The sequence below is a fragment of the Hymenobacter terrenus genome, assembly GCF_000972495.1.
In the GTDB taxonomy this organism is placed as follows: Bacteria; Bacteroidota; Bacteroidia; order Cytophagales; family Hymenobacteraceae; genus Hymenobacter; species Hymenobacter terrenus.
Genome location: NZ_LATM01000001.1, coordinates 93,363 through 114,330, shown reverse-complemented (window position 1 = coordinate 114,330; position 20,968 = coordinate 93,363). Strand labels below are relative to the sequence as shown.

General features: G+C 56.9%; 22 protein-coding genes. 11 read left to right on the top strand and 11 right to left on the bottom strand.

From position 1 onward, the window contains the following. Positions 1–115: 115 nt before the first annotated feature. From WX88_RS00545 to WX88_RS00530, 5 genes are all read left to right on the top strand, one after another. Positions 116–544, top strand: coding sequence for a thioredoxin family protein (locus WX88_RS00545; RefSeq protein WP_072052912.1), 429 nt, complete (start codon positions 116–118; stop codon positions 542–544). A gap of 7 nt (positions 545–551) precedes the next feature. Next, complete coding sequence (locus WX88_RS00540) at positions 552–1,481, top strand: FAD:protein FMN transferase (RefSeq protein WP_046242378.1); 930 nt, start codon at positions 552–554, stop codon at positions 1,479–1,481. After that, positions 1,474–1,695, top strand: a complete 222-nt coding sequence (locus WX88_RS28480; protein ID WP_072052911.1) for a DUF4266 domain-containing protein — start codon at positions 1,474–1,476, stop codon at positions 1,693–1,695. Before WX88_RS00540 ends, WX88_RS28480 begins: the two co-directional genes overlap by 8 nt. 6 nt (positions 1,696–1,701) lie before the next feature. Further along, positions 1,702–2,922, top strand: coding sequence for a DUF3570 domain-containing protein (locus WX88_RS00535; RefSeq protein WP_046242377.1), 1,221 nt, complete (start codon positions 1,702–1,704; stop codon positions 2,920–2,922). 112 nt (positions 2,923–3,034) lie between these two features. Further along, the gene (locus WX88_RS00530; protein WP_197076627.1) at positions 3,035–3,424 is read left to right on the top strand and encodes a DoxX family protein; all 390 of its coding nucleotides are present in this window, start codon (positions 3,035–3,037) and stop codon (positions 3,422–3,424) included. An 89-nt stretch (positions 3,425–3,513) separates the two neighbouring features. Here WX88_RS00530 and WX88_RS00525 read toward each other — a convergent pair whose 3' ends face one another. After that, positions 3,514–5,340 carry a M61 family metallopeptidase gene (locus WX88_RS00525; protein ID WP_046242375.1) on the bottom strand — a complete coding sequence of 609 codons (1,827 nt, stop codon included), beginning with the start codon at positions 5,338–5,340 and terminating at the stop codon, positions 3,514–3,516. Positions 5,341–5,470: 130 nt separating this feature from the next. On the opposite strand from WX88_RS00525, the gene WX88_RS29320 reads away from it, so the two are divergent. The 3 genes from WX88_RS29320 to WX88_RS00510 all read left to right on the top strand — a co-directional run bounded on the left by WX88_RS29320 (position 5,471) and on the right by WX88_RS00510 (position 7,940). Continuing rightward, a complete protein-coding gene (locus WX88_RS29320) occupies positions 5,471–6,022 on the top strand; it encodes a C40 family peptidase (RefSeq protein WP_197076626.1) in 552 nt (183 codons plus the stop codon). 656 nt (positions 6,023–6,678) lie between these two features. Then, positions 6,679–7,119, top strand: a complete 441-nt coding sequence (locus tag WX88_RS00515) for a DUF2147 domain-containing protein (RefSeq protein ID WP_046242374.1) — start codon at positions 6,679–6,681, stop codon at positions 7,117–7,119. Positions 7,120–7,304: 185 nt separating this feature from the next. Next, a complete protein-coding gene (locus tag WX88_RS00510; RefSeq protein WP_046242373.1) occupies positions 7,305–7,940 on the top strand; it encodes a hypothetical protein in 636 nt (211 codons plus the stop codon). A gap of 47 nt (positions 7,941–7,987) precedes the next feature. Here WX88_RS00510 and WX88_RS00505 read toward each other — a convergent pair whose 3' ends face one another. From WX88_RS00505 to WX88_RS00495, 3 genes are all read right to left on the bottom strand, one after another. Then, entirely contained in the window at positions 7,988–8,785 is a 798-nt protein-coding gene (locus WX88_RS00505; RefSeq protein ID WP_231590626.1) for an SDR family oxidoreductase, read from the bottom strand. A 136-nt stretch (positions 8,786–8,921) separates the two neighbouring features. Beyond that, positions 8,922–9,575: an AraC family transcriptional regulator gene (locus WX88_RS27025; protein WP_197076625.1), complete on the bottom strand. Its 654-nt coding sequence runs from the start codon at positions 9,573–9,575 to the stop codon at positions 8,922–8,924. Between the two features lie 295 nt (positions 9,576–9,870). After that, positions 9,871–11,958: a M1 family aminopeptidase gene (locus WX88_RS00495; protein ID WP_046242371.1), complete on the bottom strand. Its 2,088-nt coding sequence runs from the start codon at positions 11,956–11,958 to the stop codon at positions 9,871–9,873. Positions 11,959–12,164: 206 nt separating this feature from the next. Here WX88_RS00495 and WX88_RS00490 point away from each other — a divergent pair, with 206 nt between their 5' ends. Next, the gene (locus WX88_RS00490; RefSeq protein WP_046242370.1) at positions 12,165–14,441 is read left to right on the top strand and encodes a T9SS type B sorting domain-containing protein; all 2,277 of its coding nucleotides are present in this window, start codon (positions 12,165–12,167) and stop codon (positions 14,439–14,441) included. 95 nt (positions 14,442–14,536) lie between these two features. Here WX88_RS00490 and WX88_RS00485 read toward each other — a convergent pair whose 3' ends face one another. The 4 genes from WX88_RS00485 to WX88_RS00470 all read right to left on the bottom strand — a co-directional run bounded on the left by WX88_RS00485 (position 14,537) and on the right by WX88_RS00470 (position 17,409). Further along, a complete protein-coding gene (locus WX88_RS00485) occupies positions 14,537–15,190 on the bottom strand; it encodes a cytochrome c oxidase subunit 3 (protein ID WP_046242369.1) in 654 nt (217 codons plus the stop codon). A gap of 86 nt (positions 15,191–15,276) precedes the next feature. Then, the gene (locus WX88_RS00480; RefSeq protein WP_046242368.1) at positions 15,277–15,615 is read right to left on the bottom strand and encodes a hypothetical protein; all 339 of its coding nucleotides are present in this window, start codon (positions 15,613–15,615) and stop codon (positions 15,277–15,279) included. Beyond that, on the bottom strand, positions 15,608–15,865 hold the full coding sequence (locus tag WX88_RS00475; protein ID WP_046242367.1) for a hypothetical protein: 258 nt from the start codon (positions 15,863–15,865) through the stop codon (positions 15,608–15,610). Before WX88_RS00475 ends, WX88_RS00480 begins: the two co-directional genes overlap by 8 nt. 242 nt (positions 15,866–16,107) lie before the next feature. After that, positions 16,108–17,409 carry a M23 family metallopeptidase gene (locus WX88_RS00470; RefSeq protein WP_046242366.1) on the bottom strand — a complete coding sequence of 434 codons (1,302 nt, stop codon included), beginning with the start codon at positions 17,407–17,409 and terminating at the stop codon, positions 16,108–16,110. Between the two features lie 268 nt (positions 17,410–17,677). Between WX88_RS00470 and WX88_RS00465 the strand changes: the two genes are divergently transcribed. Continuing rightward, positions 17,678–18,523, top strand: coding sequence for a hydroxymethylglutaryl-CoA lyase (locus WX88_RS00465; RefSeq protein ID WP_046242365.1), 846 nt, complete (start codon positions 17,678–17,680; stop codon positions 18,521–18,523). A 40-nt stretch (positions 18,524–18,563) separates the two neighbouring features. Then, entirely contained in the window at positions 18,564–19,310 is a 747-nt protein-coding gene (locus tag WX88_RS00460) for a (Fe-S)-binding protein (protein ID WP_046242364.1), read from the top strand. 129 nt (positions 19,311–19,439) lie between these two features. Here the strand turns inward: WX88_RS00460 and WX88_RS29315 are convergent, their stop codons facing one another. From WX88_RS29315 to dapA, 3 genes are read right to left on the bottom strand one after another with little or no spacing between them, the layout of a single operon-like run. Further along, on the bottom strand, positions 19,440–19,766 hold the full coding sequence (locus WX88_RS29315) for a 2OG-Fe(II) oxygenase (RefSeq protein ID WP_052732204.1): 327 nt from the start codon (positions 19,764–19,766) through the stop codon (positions 19,440–19,442). A gap of 6 nt (positions 19,767–19,772) precedes the next feature. Then, positions 19,773–19,991: a hypothetical protein gene (locus tag WX88_RS29310; protein WP_052732203.1), complete on the bottom strand. Its 219-nt coding sequence runs from the start codon at positions 19,989–19,991 to the stop codon at positions 19,773–19,775. A gap of 15 nt (positions 19,992–20,006) precedes the next feature. Further along, positions 20,007–20,891: a 4-hydroxy-tetrahydrodipicolinate synthase gene (dapA, locus tag WX88_RS00450; protein ID WP_046242363.1), complete on the bottom strand. Its 885-nt coding sequence runs from the start codon at positions 20,889–20,891 to the stop codon at positions 20,007–20,009. Positions 20,892–20,968: the final 77 nt, after the last annotated feature.

Here is a 20,968-nt window from a genome sequence, read left to right as displayed (position 1 = left end):
TCTAGCTGTCAGAACACGCGCGCCAGGCGATTACAGCTTGAATAGATAAAATCATACAGGCTGGCGACTCTTCTACAGAGCGCAATAAATAGTTCAGCTTACCCGTTAGGGTAGCATGAAGTATATACTTTGCTTGCTATTCGTCCTTTTGTTCGCGTCAGCTAGTCAGGCACAGGTACTGACTGACCCGAATGAGGCGTTTGAGACAGCGCAGGCCTCGGGCAAGCCTGTTTTGCTGGTCTTCTCCGGCTCCGACTGGTGCGCACCGTGCATTCACCTCGAACGGCAAGTGCTGGCTGATTCCTCCTTTTTACGATACGCCAAGGGCCATCTGGTGCTGTTGAAAGCTGATTTTCCGCAGCGCAAGAAAATCAGCCAACCCTTGCTAGCGGCGTATGAGCAACTGGCCGACACCTACAATCGGGAAGGCACTTTCCCTAAAATACTGGTCATCAGCGCCGATAAGAAGCACATCACCAACCTCTCCTCACTCCGACAAACGCCCACCACGTTGGTCGCTCAGCTCAACCACGTGCTGAACTAAATGCATCATGCGGCAAAGTCAAAAAGTCAAGGTCCGACTGATGGGCTCCGATTTCGAGCTAATCGCCGTGGATGAGCATGCCGAACGCGGCCAGAAGCATCTACAGGCTGCCATTGCCGAAATACGACGCATTGAAGCGCTGCTGACCGAATTCAGCGAAACCTCCCAAACGGCTCATATCAACCGAGAGGCCGGCATCCGGCCGGTGGCCGTCGATGCCGAGCTTTTCGAGTTGATTGAGCGCTGTTTGCTGCTTTCGCAGATCAGCCAGGGCGCTTTTGATGTGTCGGCGGGGGCCCTCAAGCCGCTTTACGATTTTAAGCGCGGCCGGGCCGGCTTTCCCACTGCAGCACTGCTGAATACGGTGCGGCAACGAGTCGGCTACCAACACATTGAGCTACTGTCCGGCAACCGGGTATTCTTACGTAAAAAGGGCATGCGGATTGGCTTTGGTGCCATTGGCAAAGGCTACGCGGCCGACCGGGCCAAAGCCCTGCTGGAAGCCCGGGGGGTGAAAAACGGCGTTGTCAACGCCAGTGGCGACTTGACGGCTTGGGGCACGCAAGCCGATGGCTCAGCCTGGCGCATCGGCATTGCCGACCCGGCCAAGCCTGAGCAAGTGATTCTCTGGTTGCCGATTCAGAACCTATCCGTCGCCACCTCGGGCAATTATGAGCAATTCTTCGAGCATAATGGGGTTCGGTACGCCCACACCCTCGACCCGCGCTCGGGCTTGCCTACACGCTACCTCAAGAGCGTGACGGTAATCAGTGCCAAAGCCGAATTATCCGATGCCCTGGCAACGGTAGTCACGGTTACCGGAGCCGAGGTTGGCCTGCATCTAATCAACCAGATGCCCCACACGCACTGCGTACTGATTGACGACCAGAATGAGGTTTTTACCTCCAAACACCTTACCGTTCAGGCCAATGAATAGATTACCTTATCAACTCCTCTTGCTGGTCGGCATTATCGGCTTCAGCCAGGGCTGCGCCACAGTCAAGCCCTACCAACGGGCCTATCTGAACGATGAACGAATGCAAGTAGGCCGGCGCCACATCGACAAACTGAACGACAATACTCATACCTACCGGGAAGGCAGCACGGGAGGCGGAGGCGGCAACGCCAGTGGGGGCTGTGGCTGTAATTAAGCAGGAATGAAAAAGCGTTACTTAACCATCGGATTATTAGCCGCCTCACTGCATTCATCGGCCCAAACCACTCCTGATTCGGCCTATACCAAGCAAACGATTTCGCGAACAGCCATCCGCTTGCTGCTCTCGCACTACAGCCAAGACGGCAACCGTTCGGCCGTAACGGGCGGGCAAGGCACGGAAAAACTGGTGGTATTCGCGCCGGAGGTGCTCGTCACCCATCAGCCCGATTCAGTCCAGACCCTACAGGTTAACGCGGGAATCGATGTTATTACCTCCGCTTCTACCGACAGAATTGACTTTGTGCTGTCGTCGGCTTCCCGGGTCGATTACCGGGGCCACCTGAACCTGGGCTACAGCCGGCGGCTGCAAAATCCCAACTTGCGGGCCGGCGTGCAGTCTGGTTTTTCCCTGGAATCGGATTATTTTTCGCTTCCCGTGGGCATTTCCCTCGCCCACCAAAAGCCCGATGGCTCGCGGGAGATAACGGTTGGCGTCCAGGCTTTTTTCGACGATTTGCGCTGGGGACGAGTCAATCCGGGCTATTATCGGCCCGTTAAGCTGATTTACCCGGCGGAACTCCGCACTCAGAATTGGTTTGACATCTACCGCCGCACATCGGTCAATCTGACGACGGCGCTCTCCCAAGTCATCAACCGAAAGCTGCAGTTTGCGCTGTATCCCGAGGTAGCCTACCAGCAAGGACTCCTCTCCACGCCCTTTCACCGGGTGTATTTCAACGATGCGGTCCGGTCCTTGAGAGTGGAGAATCTGCCCCGTAAGCGATGGAAAATCCCGCTTGGCACTCAGCTGAACTGGTTTGCGACAAACCAAATCGTCCTCCGGTCCTACTACCGTTTTTATTGGGATTCGTTTGGCATTTCCTCCCACACCATTCAAATGGAAGCGCCCGTCCGAATTACGCCCTTCATGACGATTTCGCCGCTGGCCCGGCTTTATAAGCAAACGGCCGCGCGCTACTTCAGGCCCTACGCTGAGCATGCGCCCGATGCGGCTTATTACACCTCTGACTACGATTTGTCGGCATTTACCAGCTATAACGTGGGCTTGACGTTGCGCTACGCTCCTCACAGGCCCATCTCCAGCAACTATTCTTTCGAAGCATTCGACTTGCGATATAGCTATTACAAGCGGTCCGACCAGTTATCGGCTCACACCCTATCCTTAGTCATTGATGTGCTGAAAACAAAGGCCAGAAAATGAACCTCCTGGGGCTGCTCAGTCATCCGTGGCATCTCTGACTAGTAGCCAGGATATTCATTCAGCCCCTTATTCAGCATCACCTTGTTCGCCTTCAAAAGGTTAATCAATGCTCATGAGTAACCAATCTAAAACCAAGCTGCTCTACGGTATTTCCATCAGTCTTTTCAGTGCAATCTTCGTTTTTTCGGCGCTGCTGACGATAATTGACGTACAGGGCAGCTACGCGGAATTTCAGCGGTTGAGCTTCCCTACCTGGCTCACCTACCCCACGGGTATCGCAAAACTCTTGGGCGTGCTCGCCATCCTTAAAAGCAAGTCGCGAAGCCTAAAAGATCTTGCCTTTGCAGGGTTTCTGTATGACTTACTCCTAGCACTAGGCGCACACATTGCGGTTTGGGACATCCTAGTACTTGGACCAGTTATTAGCCTGGTTGTTTGGGCATTCGCCTTTATTACGGATCGGCAATACTACGAAAGCAGAGTAACCGTTTTGCAGGAGTAAGGACGTGGATTTAGGCTCTCACGCTGAAGAGCGTTCGTAAATTTACGACCAGCATGCTTACCGACTGATGCAGATTGACTTCGTTATGCTCAAGACCCACTCCCCAGCCACTTGGCCAGCACTTTCTGCTGGGCAGCTGTCGGGTTGGCCACCGGCTGAATCGTGTATCTGCGGTCGGGGTTAGCCAGCATTTTCAGGGTGAGGTCGCGGTTGAGGCCGTCGCGGCGCACCTGCAGCTTTACTTCGGTGCCGACGGAGCCGCCCAGCAAAGCTTTCACGGTTTCTTCGCTGGGTGCGGCTCCGTTGATGAGCAGTATCTCGTCGTTGACGCTAAGGCCGGCGTTCCAAGCGGCGCCGTCACGCACCACTCTCACGACCAGTATCTTGCCCATGTTGTTGGTAAAATTGGCGCCCAGGGTTCCCTCTGAGCTGACTAGGGCGCTGGTGAGGGTCAGGCCGGCGTAGCCCAGAGCAGTGGCGTAGTCGATGGTTTTGGTGCCATACACACTATTCTGAAAGAATTCGTCGTAGCGCCGACCGGCCACCGTCGCTACGGCATCTTGAAACTCCTGGTCGGTGAAGCCGCGGCCGGCTTTCTTATAATACGCATCATACAGTAGCTGGAATACGTCGTCGAGGTGCTTTTCCCCTTTGGTCGCCTCAGCAATGTTGAGGTCGAGCCAGGTGCCGATGAGGTCGCCCTTATCGTAGTAGCTGATTTGGTTGTTGTAAGAATTCTCGTTGGGTCGGTAATACTTAATCCAGGCATCGAAGCTGGCCTCCGCCGCTGACTGGATACGATTGCCGGGCGTATTTTCTACAGCTCCTATCTCGTTGCTCAGCTTGCCCAGGTATTCCTCCCTCGACAAGATGCCAGCCCGCTTGTTGATGAGTTTGGAATAATATTCGGTCATGCCCTCGCTCACCCAGAGCATGTGCGTATAGTTTTCCTGGTCGTAATTGAAGGGCCCAAGTGCCACAGGGCGAATGCGCTTCACGTTCCAGAGGTGGAAGTATTCGTGCGCCGCCAAGCCCAGAAACGATTTATAGCCCGCCTCAGTACTATAGGTGGTGCGGCCTACTTCCAAGGTGGTGGAGTAGAGATGCTCCAGGCCACCGCCGCCGCGCTCTAGGTTGTGCACGATGAAGAGGTAGTGGTCGAGCGGATTCTGGCCAACCACGCGGTGGGCTTCTTCGCACACTTTCTTCAGGTCGGCTACCAATTTGGTCTCGTCTACGCTGTAGGTGCCGTACATAGCCACCTGGTGAGGAGTGCCGTTGGCCGTAAACTCAAGCACCTTGTGGTTGCCAATTTCAATGGGCGAGTCGGCCAGCTCATCGTAGTTGGCCGATTTGTAGGTGAATTTGCCGCCCCCAATGGCCGGGCGCAAGGCGGTGCTTACCTGCGCCCAGCCGGCGGCCGGCTGCACGACCACAGTACTGCCCAACATTTTGTTATCGGCCGGATACATGAATACGCTGGTACCGTTGAGGTAGCCGTGGTCGGCATCGATAAAGGACGTACGCACCGATAGTTCGAAGGCGTACACCCGGTAGCTGACCTGAAAATTGGCCTGCTTGGGGTGGCGCACCCGCCAGGTGTTCTTGTTGATTTTCTCGACGGTCAAAGCCTGTCCGCCCGTGCTCCGAGCCTGGAAGCCTTCTACGTTCTTGGCATATTCACGCACCAGGTAAGAGCCAGGCGCCCACACGGGCATCTTCACGTCAGTATAGTCGGCAATGAAGCCACCCAGTTCCATCTTCACCTCGAAATAATGGGTTTGGGGGGCGGGCATAGCCAGTGTGTAGCGCAGGGTAGGCACCACTGCGGCCGGCCGGGCACTGACCGAAACCGTACCCATCAGCAGTGCGGCCCCAACTACGGAGCGCAGTACCAGTTTTGAATTTCTGAACATTGACATTATCATAAATTGTATCAAGGCACAAAATAAGCTTCAAACGCTGCCTCTAACCTAGCGGATAGCCGCGCCGTTAGGCACTATGGTGGTGCTTATCAATGGCACCAACAATTATAATTTTTACTCTATGCGTTTCGTATGGCTGGTTTTTGTAGGGCTGTTGGCGGCCATGGCCCTGGTGCTACCTCGTATGAACCAGCCAACCAGTTCTTCCAAAGAGGCTCCCAATTCAGCCCAGGCATCGCTTGCGGAACTGCCCGAGGCCGCCGGCGCCGCTGCCCGCGCCGACAGCATTGTGGCTTTTGGCTTGGCGCAGCGGGGCACGCCTTACGCATATGCCGGTACCTCTCCCCTCACCGGATTCGACTGTTCGGGGTTCATCCTGTATACATTCGGGCATTTTGGGGTGGCCATGCCGCACTCCACGGCATTGCTCATTACGGTGGGCCGGCCCGTGGCACGCTCTGAAGCCCAGCCCAGCGACATCATTGTATTCATGGGCACTGATACAACCAGCACCATACCCGGCCACGCCGGCATCGTGATATCAGGCTGGGGAGAAATACCGTTGCGTTTCGTGCACGCTTCTTCGGCGCGGCGCGAGTCGGGCGTGAAGGTGAGCCAGGTAGAGGGCTCAGGCTACGAGCGGCGCTTTCTACAGGTCCGGCGGGTGCTGTGAAAGCCAATTGAATAGAGCAATGACTTACTACCTGCACTTGGTAAGCTTCCTAAACGAAGCGATGCCCGGCCTGCCTCTGCCGTCCCACTAAAGGGCAGCTGGGCAAACCGGGCATCTAATCCTTCAAATCTTACCAAGCGGCGAAACTGGGGTACAGTTCCGGCGTCCACTTCTGAGAGTAAGACCTGGCCGAATGTGGGAAGCCTTAGGAGCTACCCCACGAAGCTGTTGTTAGGCGCGTACTGCGGTGAAGCGTACGACATTCGACAGGCATGGCAGGATTTGGTTGGGACTACTAGACATTTTGTACCTCCTTTCTTTACGTTCGACATAACCCCACTCGCGCGGCCCAGCACCTTAGGGTTGCTTGAGGGGGGCCGTAGCACTCACTACTGGACGGTAAAGTTAATAGCAGGGACTTAGGTTCAAAACAGAGAGTCTTAATTTCTGGCCAAACGGCCTACAATGTGGCTTTACAACTGATTCCCAGCCCTATTATTTTTATCTTAACAAACACTAAGAAACCGGGCCAATCCCTTAAATGGAACTTGGCCGTAAACTTGCCTAAGCTACGACCAGATGTAACCGGCGGGCCCTCCGGAAATTTCCCCTTACCTTTTCCATCAAACCCACCTATTTCTTAAACTCAGAGAAAAATGCAGAAAACCTTGCTCCTACTCGTTGCCCTCGTACTTGGCATTGCCGGCGTGGCTTCCGCCCAAACTCTATCGCCGCTCGGAATATGGACGAACGCGGAGAAAAAGGCCACCTTTGAAATATATAAGTGCGGTGACAAACTCTGTGGTAAAATTGTGACCCTGACGGTGCCCAACGACCCCGCTACCGGCAAACCCAAAACTGACTCTCAAAATCCTGATGCCAAGCTCCGCAGCCGCCCGCGCCTGGGCATGGTATTCATGGAAGGATTTAAGTATGATGACGATAATAAGTGGGACGACGGCAAAATTTACGACCCCGAAACCGGCAAAACGTACTCCTGCTACATGAAAATGGAAAACGCCAATACCATGGAGGTGAAAGGATATATTGGCTTCTCGCTCATCGGTAAGTCGCAAACCTGGACCCGGGTAAAATAGTAATAGCCCTTGCGGCTACCTCTGAAATCTTGCAAAGGCCGACTTCCCTACGGGAGCCGGCCTTTGTTATTTGGTATGATATCAGTAAACACAGCAAAAAAAGGTACCCTAAGTGCCCTAACCTGCTCTTTGCTCAGAAACTATTTATCTAGCCCTGTGTTTCGACTCAACTAACTTTCCAAGTCTTGTTCCATTTCATCCAGAACCTGTTTCGCGCCAAAGCAGCCCCTCCTGCTGAATGGCACGCCGTGGCACTATCAGCGGCCCAGGTGCAGCGGCATGCCCGCTGGGTTGAGCAGCGTGTGTTCTTGAACTGGCTTGAGCCTTACTTCAAAGCCTATCACCTGCACAAGGGTGGCGCGGCGGGTGTGCGTGGCTTGCAGGTGCAATTGTTGCAGGAAAACGGTCGCCAAGGGACACTGCTCTTTTTCGACCCCACCATCGGGCCGGGCAACTTCCGGCACTTTTATGAGCATTTGGGCGAGCGGGTGCTGCAACTAGGCTACCACCGCGCCTGCGCCGACCAGCGCGTCAATCGCCAAGCCCACCATACGGAGGTTACTATCAAGCAGCTTTTTAAGCCGAACCCTACCGACTGCCCGGAAACAGGCAACTGCAACCAGCGCTTTGGCCTCATCACCGTGGATTTTGTGACCGTGAATGGACATCCCATGTTCATCCGCATTGCTAGCAACCCCATGCTGGAGCCGTGCTTCACGCCGGCTGCGTCGTTTGACGAACTGCTCAAGCGCCTGCTCGATGCCCCACCGCCCAACGCCACCACGCAAGCACTAATAGCAGAGTACCACTCTAAATTTTAGCATAGCTTCTTGTTTTAAGAAAATATGCTGCTGCGTAGTTCGTTTCGTTACAAAGGAATTAGTAGCAAGGACTTGACAAATTCCTCAACCGTTATTTTGGGCGCCCCAAGCAGGTCCCAGGCAGCTTGACTTTCGAAAACCTCCTGCCTTTTATCGTAATAGCTCATCACCTGGTGGTTAAACAGCCATTCTCCACTAAACCGGGCGGGCACCGCAGCCAGCCACAGCGGTAGACGCAGGAGTTTGAGCGTAGGGTCGTACGCCTGAATATAGCATTGGGCGGCTTCGCGGAACGTGAGCTGTTCCGGGCCTTGCATCGTGAAAACCCGGTTCTGCACTTGACTCAGCTTTTCGGCCGCCGTTACGACCATCCGGGCGTAGTCCTGACCCGCGAGCCAGTATACGGGGTGCGCGTGCTGGCCAAAGTAGGTGATTGCGCCGAACTTGGTCAGGATGTAAGGAAAAGACTCCATAAACCACGTAGGCCGGAAAATAACGAAGGGGTTACCAGCCTCCGCAAGCAGATTTTCCGATTCGTACTTGAGAGTGATGTCCACAAAATCAGGGTTGTGGCTGGCGCCGATTTCGCTCAGCTTCAGGATGGGCACATGGCGCGGTACTGCTCGCAAAAGCTGGTGCATCCCATCGCGCTCGGCAACAAACGGCGCCGTGGGGCTATGGGTGGCGGGTAAGTTAATATAAACCAGGTCAATTCCCTCGGCGGCTTTACGCAGTGAATCCAGTACGGCTAAGCTTCCCGTCACGAAATCAACACCCCGCGGAAACCATGCTTCCGCCGTTTTGAGGCTACGAACTAATAGTCTAACCTGAAACCCGCGCTGGATAAACCACGGACCACTGGCCGCCCCAGAACGCCGGTTCCGCCTATTATTAATACTGTTTTACTTGCCATTTGCCTTTCTTGGTTGAAGTGAAGGGCAAAGTACCCGCACCCAAAAGCGGCTAGCTTGTATAAACCTGCTATTTGTGCAGCACCACCGAGGGTGCCGCTCCAAACATGGCTGAAAAGGTGTGGCTGAAGTGGGCTCCATCGGCGAAGCCACCTTCGTAGGCGGCCTCGGTCAGGCTGCGGCCGTTCGACACGGCTTGCAAAGCACGCTTTATTCGCACCCAAATAATATACTTTCGAATAGGCATACCCATTTGCGCTTTAAATAAGTGTGCCAGCCGGCTCTCAGATAAATCTGCCCGCTGCGTGAGCACCCTCATCGACAACTCGGCTTCTACCTCTCCCTTAATGTAACCAATAACGGCGGCAACGCGGGGATCTATAGATAGAGTAACCGTAGAAAAAAACTGGGCCCGCACCAGCTGAACCAATTGTTGCAGTGTTTCGGAGCGGGCACTCGCGTCGTCGACCCATTGCGTAAGTAGCGCTGAGAGCTGGAGGAATTCAGCCTTTATAAGCCGCTGAATAGAATTGCTGGCGCGATAATGCGTTTGCAGCAGCCGATGACTGGCTTCGGAATCAGGGTCAAAGAAGAGAAAAAAATGCCGATGACCTTGCCCCAGAAACCGGTGCGGCAGCAGCCCCGGCAGCAGCACCGCATCAGCCTCCTCCGGCATGCTTCCCCGAAGAGTAATGGCGAAAGACTTTTCCTCGGCCAAAATCACGGCTACGGCTTGGTGGGAAATGAAGCTTTGGTTCTCACTCGGACCGACGTAGATAGCAAAGCCTTCGTCTATGAAGAGCTTGTAATTCCTTCGCTTTAAGTGGTCAATCATACATTAAGCTTATAAGGTGGTCGGCCTCACTAGGCGAGCCACTACTATTCCTACTCGATTGAGGCGAGTAGAATATGCGTTATCCGCAAGAGAGTGATATGTTGTTCAATTCAAATAGCCTTTAAACCCAACAGGGCCACGACTAAAAAGTCGCGGCCCTGTTGGGTTTAAAAACAAGCTAAAATTACTCCCGAACAAACCGCCCCTGCCCCACCAGTTCGCCACCGGTACCGAGCAAGCGCAAGTGATAGATGCCGGAGGCGAGTACACGGGTATCGAGTTGGGGTCGGGCTGCTTGCACAGCTTGGCGCAGTACCACACGGCCAGTCGCGTCCAGCGCTTCGGCCGTGACGCGGGCGTTGGGGAGAGCGACCAACTGCAGCTGGTCGCGGCAGGGATTGGGATATAAGGTGAGGGAGGCTACACTGGCCGAGGAGCGCGCACCAAGCAGGGTGTTGTCGCGAACGGGGGCGGTGGTGGGCAGGTCCAGAATCCATTGGTCGGGGTCGACGGCTACGCTGGCCACGGTACCGTTCACCGTGAGTTGGAAGGTTTCGGTAGGTTGCCCCTGCCGCAGGCGCACGGTTTGAGTAGTGCCGTTCGTGAAGGTCAGACGGTAATCCACCTCGGTGTCAAAAAACGGGGTAAACGTCGGTGCTGATGCCGTTTCGTTGACGCGCAGCACGAAGCTGGTGCCAGTCTGGTTCCAGCGCCCGTTGAATGTGGGATAGCCGCGCCCCGTGAACCACTGCTGAAAGAAATACCCCAACGGCCGACCGGCCTCCGCTTCAAAGACGCGCTGCAAGTCGGCGGTGCGAGCCGTGGACCCGCGAAACTGTGTTTGGAAGGTGCGCAGCGCGCGGAAAAACTTGGTGTCGTCGTTCAACAGGTAGCGCAGCATATGAACGACGGCCGCCCCCTTTTTATAGCTCAAAGCATAACTAAAAATGCGGTTGACATTGGTAGTATCGGCCACGTAGACGCTGCTTGAGCTGCTCTGGGCAGCTTGGTGGGCGTTGTTCATCCAACCGCGCACGTTGGCCGGGGTACTGAAGGCTTCTAATGAAAGGTACTCGCCGTAGGAGGCAAAGCCCTCATTCAACCAGATGTCTTCCCAGCTGGCACAGGTCACATTATTACCAAACCACTGGTGAAATAGCTCGTGGGCCGTGAGGGTGAAGCCAAAACCGTCCTGCGTGGTCATGGTTTGATGCTCCATGCCGCCGTAAATGGGCACCATGGTGTGGCCATACTTCTCATTGGCAAAGGGATACAGCCCTACCAAGGCCGAAAAGTTCTCAATGAAGCCGGGTGTCAGGTCAATCTGGCTCTGCCAATAGTTGAGGTAATCCTGGTTGTAAACGTAGTTCACAATGGGAATTTGCGGGCCGCCTGCCGGGTTGGCGTAGTTGACATACTCAACGTAGGGCGCTACCGACACTGAAATCAGGTAGTAAGCAATGGGATGGCGTGACTTCCATTCGTAGCGCACCTTGTTGCCGGGCAGGGGCACGGTACGTACCAGCTTACCGTTAGAACCTACTTTATTAGGCGCAGTGGTCGTCACCCACACATCCGAAGAGTCAGCCTTATCTGTGAGGACCTGCTTGCAGGGAAACCACTCGTGGGCCGAATACGGCTCGGAGAGTGACCAAGTAACATTATATGCAAATTCGGGTGCCCCGGTGTAGGTATCCAAGTGTACGGTGCTACGGGTGCTCAAGGCATTACCGATGGCAGCTGAATTGCCGCTTGGGGCAGTGCCGTGGTAATAAATACGGACATCGGTGAGTGAGCCAGCGGCGGCGGGCTGGGCCAGGGCGGCCGTGGCATCGGGCCCGGCGCGGCGAACTCCCGGTGAACGGCGGCCATTCACCACCACCGAGTCGATGAGCAGCGTGGCCGTACCAGCGGCCGACCCTATCGGGGCCTGATACAGTTCAAAGGCCAGCGAATCGAGGGCTTGGTTGCCTACCCGAATGCGCATCCACGCAGAACCGGCCACGTTCAGCGAATTGTTTTCCAGAGCCAAATCCAGCTTGTAATACTTTACGTCGTACCGCTCCATCTTCTCACGGTGCCTTACTGAGGAAGTGGCCACGCGCTGAGCCGATTGCACGTGGCCTGCCGCGCACTGCCGGCCGCCGTCGAGTGCCGCCGCACTAAGGGTAAGGGCCCGCGCCGTGCCGCCGGGCACCAGTGGTTGGGCTTTCAAATAATCGGGAGCAACAAACAGGCTACTGACTGTGAGAACGTAAAGCAGAAGGCGCATATGGAAAAAGTAGGTTACAACAATTTGATTCAGAACCCCGTCGAAGCCAGAGTTTAGGCCTCGAAGGTACGGCGAGGTGCCAGAAAGTGGGATGACAACCAATAACGTCCGCGTAGCTTGCAAACGCACTGCCCCGGCCAGATGTTGAATTTTGCAGCCGTATATTTCGGCATAATCCAGATTTAGTACCCTTATTCTTCTACTCCATGTTTTTCTGCCTTCGTTCGCTGGGCTCGGTTCGGTCAGCTTTTCTGCTGTTTTTGGCCGGCTGGCTGTTTTTGGCCGGCCCGGCACGGGCCACGCACATCGTAGGCGGCGAAATGGAGTTGGTACATAATAGCGGTGACTCTTACACCCTACTGGTCAACCTGTATTTCGATGCGGTGAATGGTAGCCCGAGTGCTCTGGATGCGGACCTTACGGCCAGTATTTTTGAGAAAAGCACCAACAACCGCATGATGAACGTGGTGCTACCGCTGGCCAACAACTTCTTCGTCAACTACACCAACCCGGCCTGTACCAAGCCCACGCTCAGCACGCGCAAGCTGGTGTATAGCAAGCTCATTAACCTCTCCGCCGGCACGTATAACAGTGCGCAAGGGTATTACGTGGCCGTGGAGCGCTGCTGCCGCAACAATACCATCAGTAACATTGTGAGCCCCGGCAACGCGGCCCAAACGTTCTATTTGGAGTTTCCGGCCGTGGTTCGGCGCGGGCAGCCTTTTTACAATTCGACGCCCCGCATTTTTCCGCCGCTGGCTGACTACGCCTGCCGCAACGAGCTGTTTTACTACGACTTCGGCGGGGTAGATGCCGATGGTGACTCCCTAGTGTACGACCTAGTGACGCCGCTCAACGGGAATTCAGATGCCAATATACCGAAACCTCCGGTGGCAGCCCCCGCACCCTATGCGCCCATCACGTGGAATCCGGGCTTGAGTACGCTCAACCAGATTCCGGGCACCTCTACTCTGCGAATAAACCGGGCGACCGGGCGCCTCACGGTGCAGCCCAGCGACCAGGGCTTGTTCGTGTTTGGAGTCCGCTGTTCAGAATATCGGAAGGGCGAGAAGATCGGCGAAGCGCGCCGGGACTTCCAGCTCATGGTGTTGAATTGCCCGATCAATACCCGGCCCAACCTGGTGGTGTTGCCTTCGCCCACGGACCCCGCGCCCTACCAGCCGGGCCGCGACGTGTTGAACATAGTGCCGGGCGGCAACCGCTGCGTGCGGCTGCGTTTCACTGACGCCGACCCCAACTCCCGGCTGACTTTATCACTGAATCCAGTCAATTTCTCGGGCTTATTGCCCAACTTTACCACGGCTACCACGGGCGCCGTACGCAGCCCCGGCGCCCCCGACACCCTCACAGCGACACTGTGCTTCCCCGAATGCATCGACACCAACGGGCGGGTGTTTCTGCTTGATGTGATAGTGGGCGATGACGGGTGCAGCTTGCCCAAGCGCGATACCGTGCGAGTTGCATTCACTTCTGTGCCGCCGCCTAATTCGCCGCCAACTATTGTTACCACCGCGAGCCCAACCCGCCCGCTACCCGTGCGCATCGGCGACTTGGTGACGTTTGACGTGACCAGCACCGACCCGGACGATGACCCCATTCAACTGGAAATGACGGGCCAAGGCTTCAACGCTGCTAACCTGGGGGCTACTTTTTCGCAGGGAACGGTTGGTAACCAGCAGCGGGGCCGCTTCACGTGGCGCGTCGATTGCCGGGCGGTGGGGCCTGATTCAGTTCTCAATTTTCAGTTTGCCGCCGCCACCTCGCCCTGCAATGCTCGCCAGGCCACTACCACGGTGGTGCCCATTGTGGTGCGCTACGCCAACCGCCCGCCCACTTTATCCTCCACCCTGCCCCCGATATCAGCCACCAAGCCCGACGAAATACCCCTGGTAGAGCTACCGCTAGACCGACAATACACCGCCACCTTCACCGGCGCCGACCTGGACCGCGACGGCCTGACACTCACAGCCACCGGCAGCCTGGCCGATGGCAAGGAAGGCTTTGACCTTGCGAATGCTGGCATGCGCTTCGAGGCCCAAAACGGCACCAGCGTTGCCAGCGGTACGTTCCGTTGGGACGTGAGCTGCGCCGCGGCCAACCTGCACCGCGACTTGGTAGTAACGTTCCAGTTGATAGATGCTACTTGCAAGCCACTACCGCAACTGCAGCGGGTGCGCCTGCGGGTAAAAAGCCCCGATTCATTAGCTGTCAAGCTTTATAACGTAATCACGCCCAATCGGGATGGGCAAAACGACGAGTTCAGGCTGCCCGATTTGCCCCCCAACTTCTGCGATTCGCAATTCGCCGGTATCAAGATTTTCTCTCGCTGGGGGCAGCAAGTCTACGAATCATCAGACCGAGGTTTCCGCTGGCCGGGCCAGGGCAGCGGTGGACAGTACTACTACTATGTGACCTATACTGACGGCCGCAAATACCGGGGCTGGCTGGAAGTAATTCCGTAGCTAACTCTCGCCTTTCAGGAGGAGGATTTTATCAAAAAGAGCCACTAAATGATATTTAGTGGCTCTTTTTGATGGTAAGCGACGTCTTGACGAGCCTAATACAGGAAAAGGAACACGGCGAAAAGAGCCACCCACAGCACGTCGATGAAATGCCAGTAGGTGCCCAGCATTCCTAATTGGCGGCGGTGGTAGGGATTGCGAATAAAAACCAGGGTGCGCACTGCGTCGCGGTCGGCGTGTATCACACGCAGGAGCATAGCCAGCAGGAAGAGCATGCCACCCAGCAAGTGGGCCACGTGCAGCGCCGATATCAGGTAAATAAACTGGCCACTGCCGCTACTCGCCTCGCCCCGGAATGGTATGCCATTGGCCGTTAGCTCGCGCCAGCCCAGCACTTGCAAACCCGCAAAAACACACCCCAATAACAGCGTAGCTCCCAGACAGCGCCCCAAGCTACTCAAGTCATCCTGGGCATAGAGGCGCTGGGCCTGACCAATGGTGTAGCTACTGGCTACTAGCACGATAGTACTCAACGAGAAGTAGCGTGGCAATGAGTATAGTCCTGTTGGCACGCCGCTGCGGAGCCGGGTGGCGATGTAGGCCGCCACCAACATCGCGAACATGACGGCGATGGCAAGCAGGGCTAGATACAGCGCCACCTGTAAGGGGGGCATCCGCTCGATATTGGCGAAGCGGGATGGGCGTCGTCGGGCCCCTATCTGGTTTTTACGGTCGTGTTCGAAGTTCATTGGGCTACGCCAAGGGGTGTACCTACCCTAACTAATCGGGAAGAAATTAGTTGCAAATTAGGGCCCTTGGGCGCATCATAATTCGGCTAACGAAAGAACGAGCCGATTTTGCCCAGCACGGCATTGAGGGTGATTTTGGGCGTACGCTGCACACCGAACGTCACGTAGGTCTTGCCTCCCACCCGCAAATCCAAGACCCAACCCAGCTGCCGCGCCAAATCGTTGATTTGCTGCATGGGGTCAGGCCCGTTAGATTTGGGGGCTTTGGGGGCACCCGGCGGCTTGGGCGGACCAGCCGTGAGCTGGTCGAGCACCTGCTGACTGGGAATATTTAGGATGAGGTAGGTGCCGGCCGCGGCGAGCTGCAAGGCGTGCCCGTTCCAGGTAATGACCAGCTGGGCCTCGATTTCGAGTGTGCTAGGCACCGGCTTCGGGGCGGCTGGGCGGCAGCTGAGGGGCAGCGGGTGCGGCGGGGCTACCCGTTTGCTCGCCGCGAGTCCGAATGCGAAGTGAGCCGTTCAGCTTCCATGTAGCCGCGGGAGCGCCTGGATTTTGGGAATTGGGTACCTGTAGCTCTATTTGGTCAAAAGCGCAGCTAAGTTCTACGCCGCCCGAAAGCTTAGCGAGCAGCGAGGCGGCCGTATCGGCCCAGTTAGGAGAGGAAGAATCAGGCATTGGTGCAGGTTAAAGGTAGTGGTCATCGGGATACGGGACGCATGGCCCCGATACCCACAGGGCCGCAAAGTACGACCTTGCCCCTGCTAACGCAATGGCACAAGTCAGGTTGCTTGGTTCAGAGCCATTCCTAAATTCTCGTGGATAGAACCATTAAAAGTTGAAAGAGAAGCCTTAAAAGCAGCACACCTCGACGTTTCTCTCAATAACTTTTAGCTCCCCTAATGTAAAACAAGCTCGGCTTAAATAATGGCCCAGCCCGTCAAGCCTTCTGGCCCGCGCAGGAGGCTGAATCCATCGACCTGCCCCAACACCACTACGGCCGACCGCGCCGCCAACGCTCCTAGCGCCGGCGAGGCTCCGTTGGGTTGAGTAAGCAGTTCGGTAGCGGCTGGGAGCGCTAGTTTCCGCAAAGGCGCGCCGGCGGCCTCGACCACGGCTTTGGCCAGCACGTAGCCAATTTGTCCGCTGGGCGTCTGCACCCGCAAGGAAGCTCCTTGCTGGCCTATTACCAGAAGCGGTAGCTGCCTGAGCAGCTGCGCCACGGGCCGCGAACTGCGACTTTTTTCCGTTCCTGGCATGGGCCAAAGCACTGCTGCCGAACGCAGGCGCACGAACTCACCCCGCCGGTCGGGGCCACCCGGCAGCTTGGCGGCAGGAGCCGAATGGCATACAAAAGGCCACGGGTCGACGGCCCCCTGGCCATTGCGGTAGATGCCGAAGTGCAGGTGCGGTACCGTGGTGCGGGCATTGCCCGTGTTGCCGACCAGCCCCAGCGTATCGCCGGCCCGTACGTGCTGGCCCGCCGTCACGAGTTGCTTGTCCAGATGGGCATAGTAGAGGTGGTCGCCGTGCTCGGTATCTGCCAGCCATACTACGCGGCCGCCAATTGGGGTTTCACCGGTGCGGGTGATGTAGCCAGCGGTGGCAGCCACGGCCGGGGTACCGCGCGACGCAAAGATGTCGATGCCTTCGTGCTGCCGGGCGCCCGCGTCGCGCGCGGCTCCCCAGAAGCTGCCCACGGCAGCATCCGTCCTGCCTTTCACGGGGAATACACCTAAGCTCGGCTCCCGGCTCACGCGCAGGGTGTAGCGGCCGGCGGCCAGCAACTCCGGCTGCACACGCAGCAAGTGCTGCCCATCGGTTTCGCCCCGGTAGCGGAAGTCGAGCACGAGGGTATCGGCGCTAGCCAGGAGGGAGGGGGTGCGGCCGGGCACCACTTCGAAGGCATCCAAAAATACCCGTGCGGCGGCTCCGGGCGCCAAACTCAGGCTGACATGTACTTGCTCACCGGCCCGCACAGCGTAGCGGTAGCTGGCAGCGGTGGGGTGTTCAGGGCGGAAATAACCTGTTTCGGCAAATGGCAGGGCAACTACCAGGGAATCGCGCAGGGCCTGGGCGGCGGCCGTGAGCCAGGTACGGCCGGCCGGGCGGCGGTCTAGGCCGGCCTGATGCAGTTGGCGGGCGTAGGCCTGGTGTGGAGTCGATTTTTGAAACAGCACCTGCAAGGTTTGCTGTTTGCTACAACTGCTGACCAGAAGCATGATACCAAATAACACAGGCCATAAAAGCCCGGGCAGCGGCCGCCTTACCCGCCACTGAACACTAGAAGAATCCGTCATAAAAAGCATGCTTGTCGAACACTTGCCGACGCGGGGTAGTTCGTACGCAATTCAGCGGGAAAAAGAAGTGGGCAATCCCCCAACTATAGGCGCGGCCCGCACTAATGGTGAGGAAGGACGGCAGCATTCGCCCGCGCTTAGCCCGGCCCCTACCTTTACGGTTATTTTCCTGCCCCCATCTCTCACCGCCATGAAGCTCATCGAATGCCCCCGTGACGCCATGCAGGGCCTGCACGATTTCATTCCGACTGCCACCAAAACCGCTTATCTCAACGCGTTGCTGAAGGTGAGTTTCGACACGCTCGACTTTGGCTCCTTCGTCTCGCCCAAAGCCATTCCACAGCTGCGCGACACGGCCGAAGTGCTGGCTGGGCTGGATTTGAGCGCTTCAACCACCAAGCTGCTGGCCATCGTGGCCAATCGGCGCGGGGCCGAAACGGCCGCTCAGCACGCCGAAATCAGCTACCTGGGCTTCCCGCTTTCGGTATCGGCCACCTTCCAGCGGCGCAACACCAACCAAACGACCGCCGAGGCGCTGGCCGACGTAGCCGCGATGCACGAGCTATGTGAGCGCACGGGCAAAACTCTAGTCACCTATTTGTCAATGGGTTTCGGCAATCCGTATGGCGATGCTTGGAGTCCGGAAATTGTGACCGATTTTACTCAGCAGTTGGCGGCGCTGGGTGTCCGCGTCGTAGCGCTGTCGGATACCATTGGGGCCTCCACGGCGGCCACTATCGCGCCGCTGTTCTCGGCCCTGATTCCGGCCTTTCCTCAGATAGAGTTTGGAGCCCACCTACACACTACACCTGATAGCTGGCGCGAAAAAGTAAACGCCGCCTACGAGGCCGGCTGCCGCCGTTTCGATGGGGCGCTGGGCGGCTTCGGCGGCTGCCCCATGGCCGCCGATGAGCTGACCGGCAACATGGCCACTGAGCATCTGCTGGAATATGCAGCCGAAGTTTGGGAGCAGCTGCCGCTCAAGCTGGAGGCGCTCCATGAAGCACAGGCCCTGAGTCGGACCATATTTCGGTAAATTTCAAGTCAGTCATTTTGTAGCGGCAACATTTTACTTCATGCCCATAACCGCCGATATTTTCATTCCCTGCTTCGTCGACCAGCTTTACCCCGCCACTGCCATGAATATGGTGAGAGTGCTGGAACGCGTGGGTGTCAAAGTAAACTATAACCCCGACCAAACCTGCTGCGGCCAGCCGGCCTACAATGCCGGCTACCAGACCCAAAGCCGCACCGTAGCCACGAAATTTCTGCATGATTTCGCCGAACCCGCCGCGCTGGGCAAAACACGCTACATCGTCAGTCCGTCGGCCTCCTGCGTGGGCATGGTACGCAACAGCTACACCGATTTATTCGCCGATACGCCGCAGCAAAGCGCCTGCCGAGCCGTGCAAGGCCGCACCTACGAGCTGACGGAATTTTTGGTGGAGGTGCTGGGTATCACGGCTATTCCCGGGTCCCGGCTGGCCGGCAAATATACGTACCACGACTCCTGTTCGGCCCTGCGCGAGTGCGGTATCCGGGCGGCCCCGCGCCAGTTGCTCGATGGAGTGGCCGGGCTGGAAAGACTGGAAATGGCCGAAACCACAACTTGCTGCGGGTTCGGCGGCACTTTCGCGGTCAAGTTTGAAGCTATTTCCGTCGCCATGGCCCAGCAAAAAGTAGAGCACGCCCTCGACACCGGCGCCGACTTCATCGTGAGCACCGACGTGAGCTGCCTCATGCACCTGGAATCTTACATCAAGAGAGAACAGCTGCCGCTGAAGTGCCTGCACGTAGCCGATGTGCTAGCCAGCGGCTGGTGAGCACATTTGCCTGCTGGCTGCCAGCTTCAAGCAATTATTTGAAGCGGTAAACAAGGCGTAAGTGTACAAGCTAGGCGGTCAACTTTGGTTCACTCGCTTATAAAGCAATAGGGAAGCGTGCCCCCCTACTCAGATATTGGTCGTCCGGTACATTACGTCTGACCGGAGCACGTATTTAACGCCCTGTGTCACCTCACTGCCTGCATGGTATAAACTGTGCAGGAAGATAAGCGCCATTCCCTGCCGGGGCTGAATGCTCAGACCTCGAAACGTGATATCACCACCCTGAAAATTGTCGTTCAGGTAAACCATAAAGGTAAAATAGCTGGCTTCCTGCTCACTACGGATGTAGCTTTCGTCGAAGTGGCCCTTGAATTGGTGACCGCGCTGGTAGCGGTAGAATCGAAACAGCTCATTCAAACCAATGGCTGCACCACGACCAACCTGCGCCGGCACAAATGGCTAAGCTTTTTCCCAAAGCGTTTGGGCCAACTCTTCACTTTGATGAAATGCCCGGTTATTATTACGGATATCCGTCCTGACACGAGTACCGCCCGCCGTGTTCACCTTGGCTAGTTCATAGCCGATTTTTTCACTGAGCACGATATTATCCAGACACTCTTTTCGGGTTAGAAAGTCTTCTATCGTGAATATTGAGTCGGTTACCTGGGTGAGCTTCATCAATGAAACTGTACTTTATAAGGCTTTCCGAATCCGGTCTTTCAGGCCTTCGGTGGCTTCGAGGAGAGGCAGACGGACGGCAGTGCCACACACGCCCAAGGCTTCCAAAGCGGCTTTCACGCCCACGGGGTTGCCTTCCTCATACATGAGCGGGTTGAGGGGCAAGAAGCGGAACAGGCCGTCGCGGGCGGCGGCGAAGTTGCCGGCCAGGGCCGCGCGGGTCAGGTCGGAAAAGCGCTTGGGGAAAGCGTTGGCCAGCACTGAGATGACGCCTTCGGCCCCGCAGGCGATGAGCGCGGGCGTGAGCATGTCATCGCCGGAAAGCAGCAGAAAATCCTTGGGTTTGCGGGCCGCGATGTTGAGGCACTGCTCCATAAGGCCGCTGGCTTCCTTGATGCCAATGATGTTGGGGTGCTGAGCCAGGCGCAACGTGGTTTCGGCGGTGAGGTTGGAAGCCGTGCGGCCGGGCACGTTGTAGAGAATAATGGGCACCGGGCTGGCCTCGGCCAAACGCAGGTAGTGAGCGATGAGGCCGGGCTGGCTGGGCTTGTTGTAGGCGGGGCTGGCCGAGAGCACGGCGGCGACGCCCTGCAGGTCGGTGGTGCGCAGAAGCTCTTCGGCGGTGGCCGTGTCGTTGCTGCCGATGCCGTAGACCAGCGGCACCCGGCCGGCTACGTGCTCTTTGGCCGTGCGCAGCAGTTCGGCGCGCTCGGCGGCTGTAGTAGTCGGCGATTCTCCGGTGGTGCCATTCACCACGAGGTATTCAACGCCGCCATCGATGCAGAAATCCAGCAAGCGGTGCCACCCCGCATAGTCCACCGCGAAGGAGGAGGTGAACGGGGTGACCAAGGCCACGCCCGTGCCATGAAATGCCGGAAGACGGGTGCCAGAGTTGTTCATGCAGAGGGTTAAGGTTAGTTTTGTGCAAAGGTAGGGGCGCGTCGCACGCGCCCGGCACGCCACTGCTGGCTGCTATG

What these genes read in the sequence shown, in the direction of transcription:
- WX88_RS00535 (WP_046242377.1), top strand. Translation starts at nt 1,702, where the DNA reads ATGAAAAAGCGTTACTTAACCATCGGATTATTAGCCGCCTCACTGCAT.
- WX88_RS00465 (WP_046242365.1), top strand. Translation starts at nt 17,678, where the DNA reads ATGAAGCTCATCGAATGCCCCCGTGACGCCATGCAGGGCCTGCACGAT.
- dapA (WP_046242363.1), bottom strand. Translation starts at nt 20,891, where the DNA reads ATGAACAACTCTGGCACCCGTCTTCCGGCATTTCATGGCACGGGCGTG.
- WX88_RS00515 (WP_046242374.1), top strand. Translation starts at nt 6,679, where the DNA reads ATGCAGAAAACCTTGCTCCTACTCGTTGCCCTCGTACTTGGCATTGCC.
- WX88_RS00495 (WP_046242371.1), bottom strand. Translation starts at nt 11,958, where the DNA reads ATGCGCCTTCTGCTTTACGTTCTCACAGTCAGTAGCCTGTTTGTTGCT.
- WX88_RS00470 (WP_046242366.1), bottom strand. Translation starts at nt 17,409, where the DNA reads ATGCTTCTGGTCAGCAGTTGTAGCAAACAGCAAACCTTGCAGGTGCTG.
- WX88_RS00530 (WP_197076627.1), top strand. Translation starts at nt 3,035, where the DNA reads ATGAGTAACCAATCTAAAACCAAGCTGCTCTACGGTATTTCCATCAGT.
- WX88_RS00545 (WP_072052912.1), top strand. Translation starts at nt 116, where the DNA reads ATGAAGTATATACTTTGCTTGCTATTCGTCCTTTTGTTCGCGTCAGCT.
- WX88_RS00460 (WP_046242364.1), top strand. Translation starts at nt 18,564, where the DNA reads ATGCCCATAACCGCCGATATTTTCATTCCCTGCTTCGTCGACCAGCTT.
- WX88_RS00490 (WP_046242370.1), top strand. Translation starts at nt 12,165, where the DNA reads ATGTTTTTCTGCCTTCGTTCGCTGGGCTCGGTTCGGTCAGCTTTTCTG.
- WX88_RS28480 (WP_072052911.1), top strand. Translation starts at nt 1,474, where the DNA reads ATGAATAGATTACCTTATCAACTCCTCTTGCTGGTCGGCATTATCGGC.
- WX88_RS29320 (WP_197076626.1), top strand. Translation starts at nt 5,471, where the DNA reads ATGCGTTTCGTATGGCTGGTTTTTGTAGGGCTGTTGGCGGCCATGGCC.
- WX88_RS00475 (WP_046242367.1), bottom strand. Translation starts at nt 15,865, where the DNA reads ATGCCTGATTCTTCCTCTCCTAACTGGGCCGATACGGCCGCCTCGCTG.
- WX88_RS00485 (WP_046242369.1), bottom strand. Translation starts at nt 15,190, where the DNA reads ATGAACTTCGAACACGACCGTAAAAACCAGATAGGGGCCCGACGACGC.
- WX88_RS00525 (WP_046242375.1), bottom strand. Translation starts at nt 5,340, where the DNA reads ATGTTCAGAAATTCAAAACTGGTACTGCGCTCCGTAGTTGGGGCCGCA.
- WX88_RS29310 (WP_052732203.1), bottom strand. Translation starts at nt 19,991, where the DNA reads ATGAAGCTCACCCAGGTAACCGACTCAATATTCACGATAGAAGACTTT.
- WX88_RS00540 (WP_046242378.1), top strand. Translation starts at nt 552, where the DNA reads ATGCGGCAAAGTCAAAAAGTCAAGGTCCGACTGATGGGCTCCGATTTC.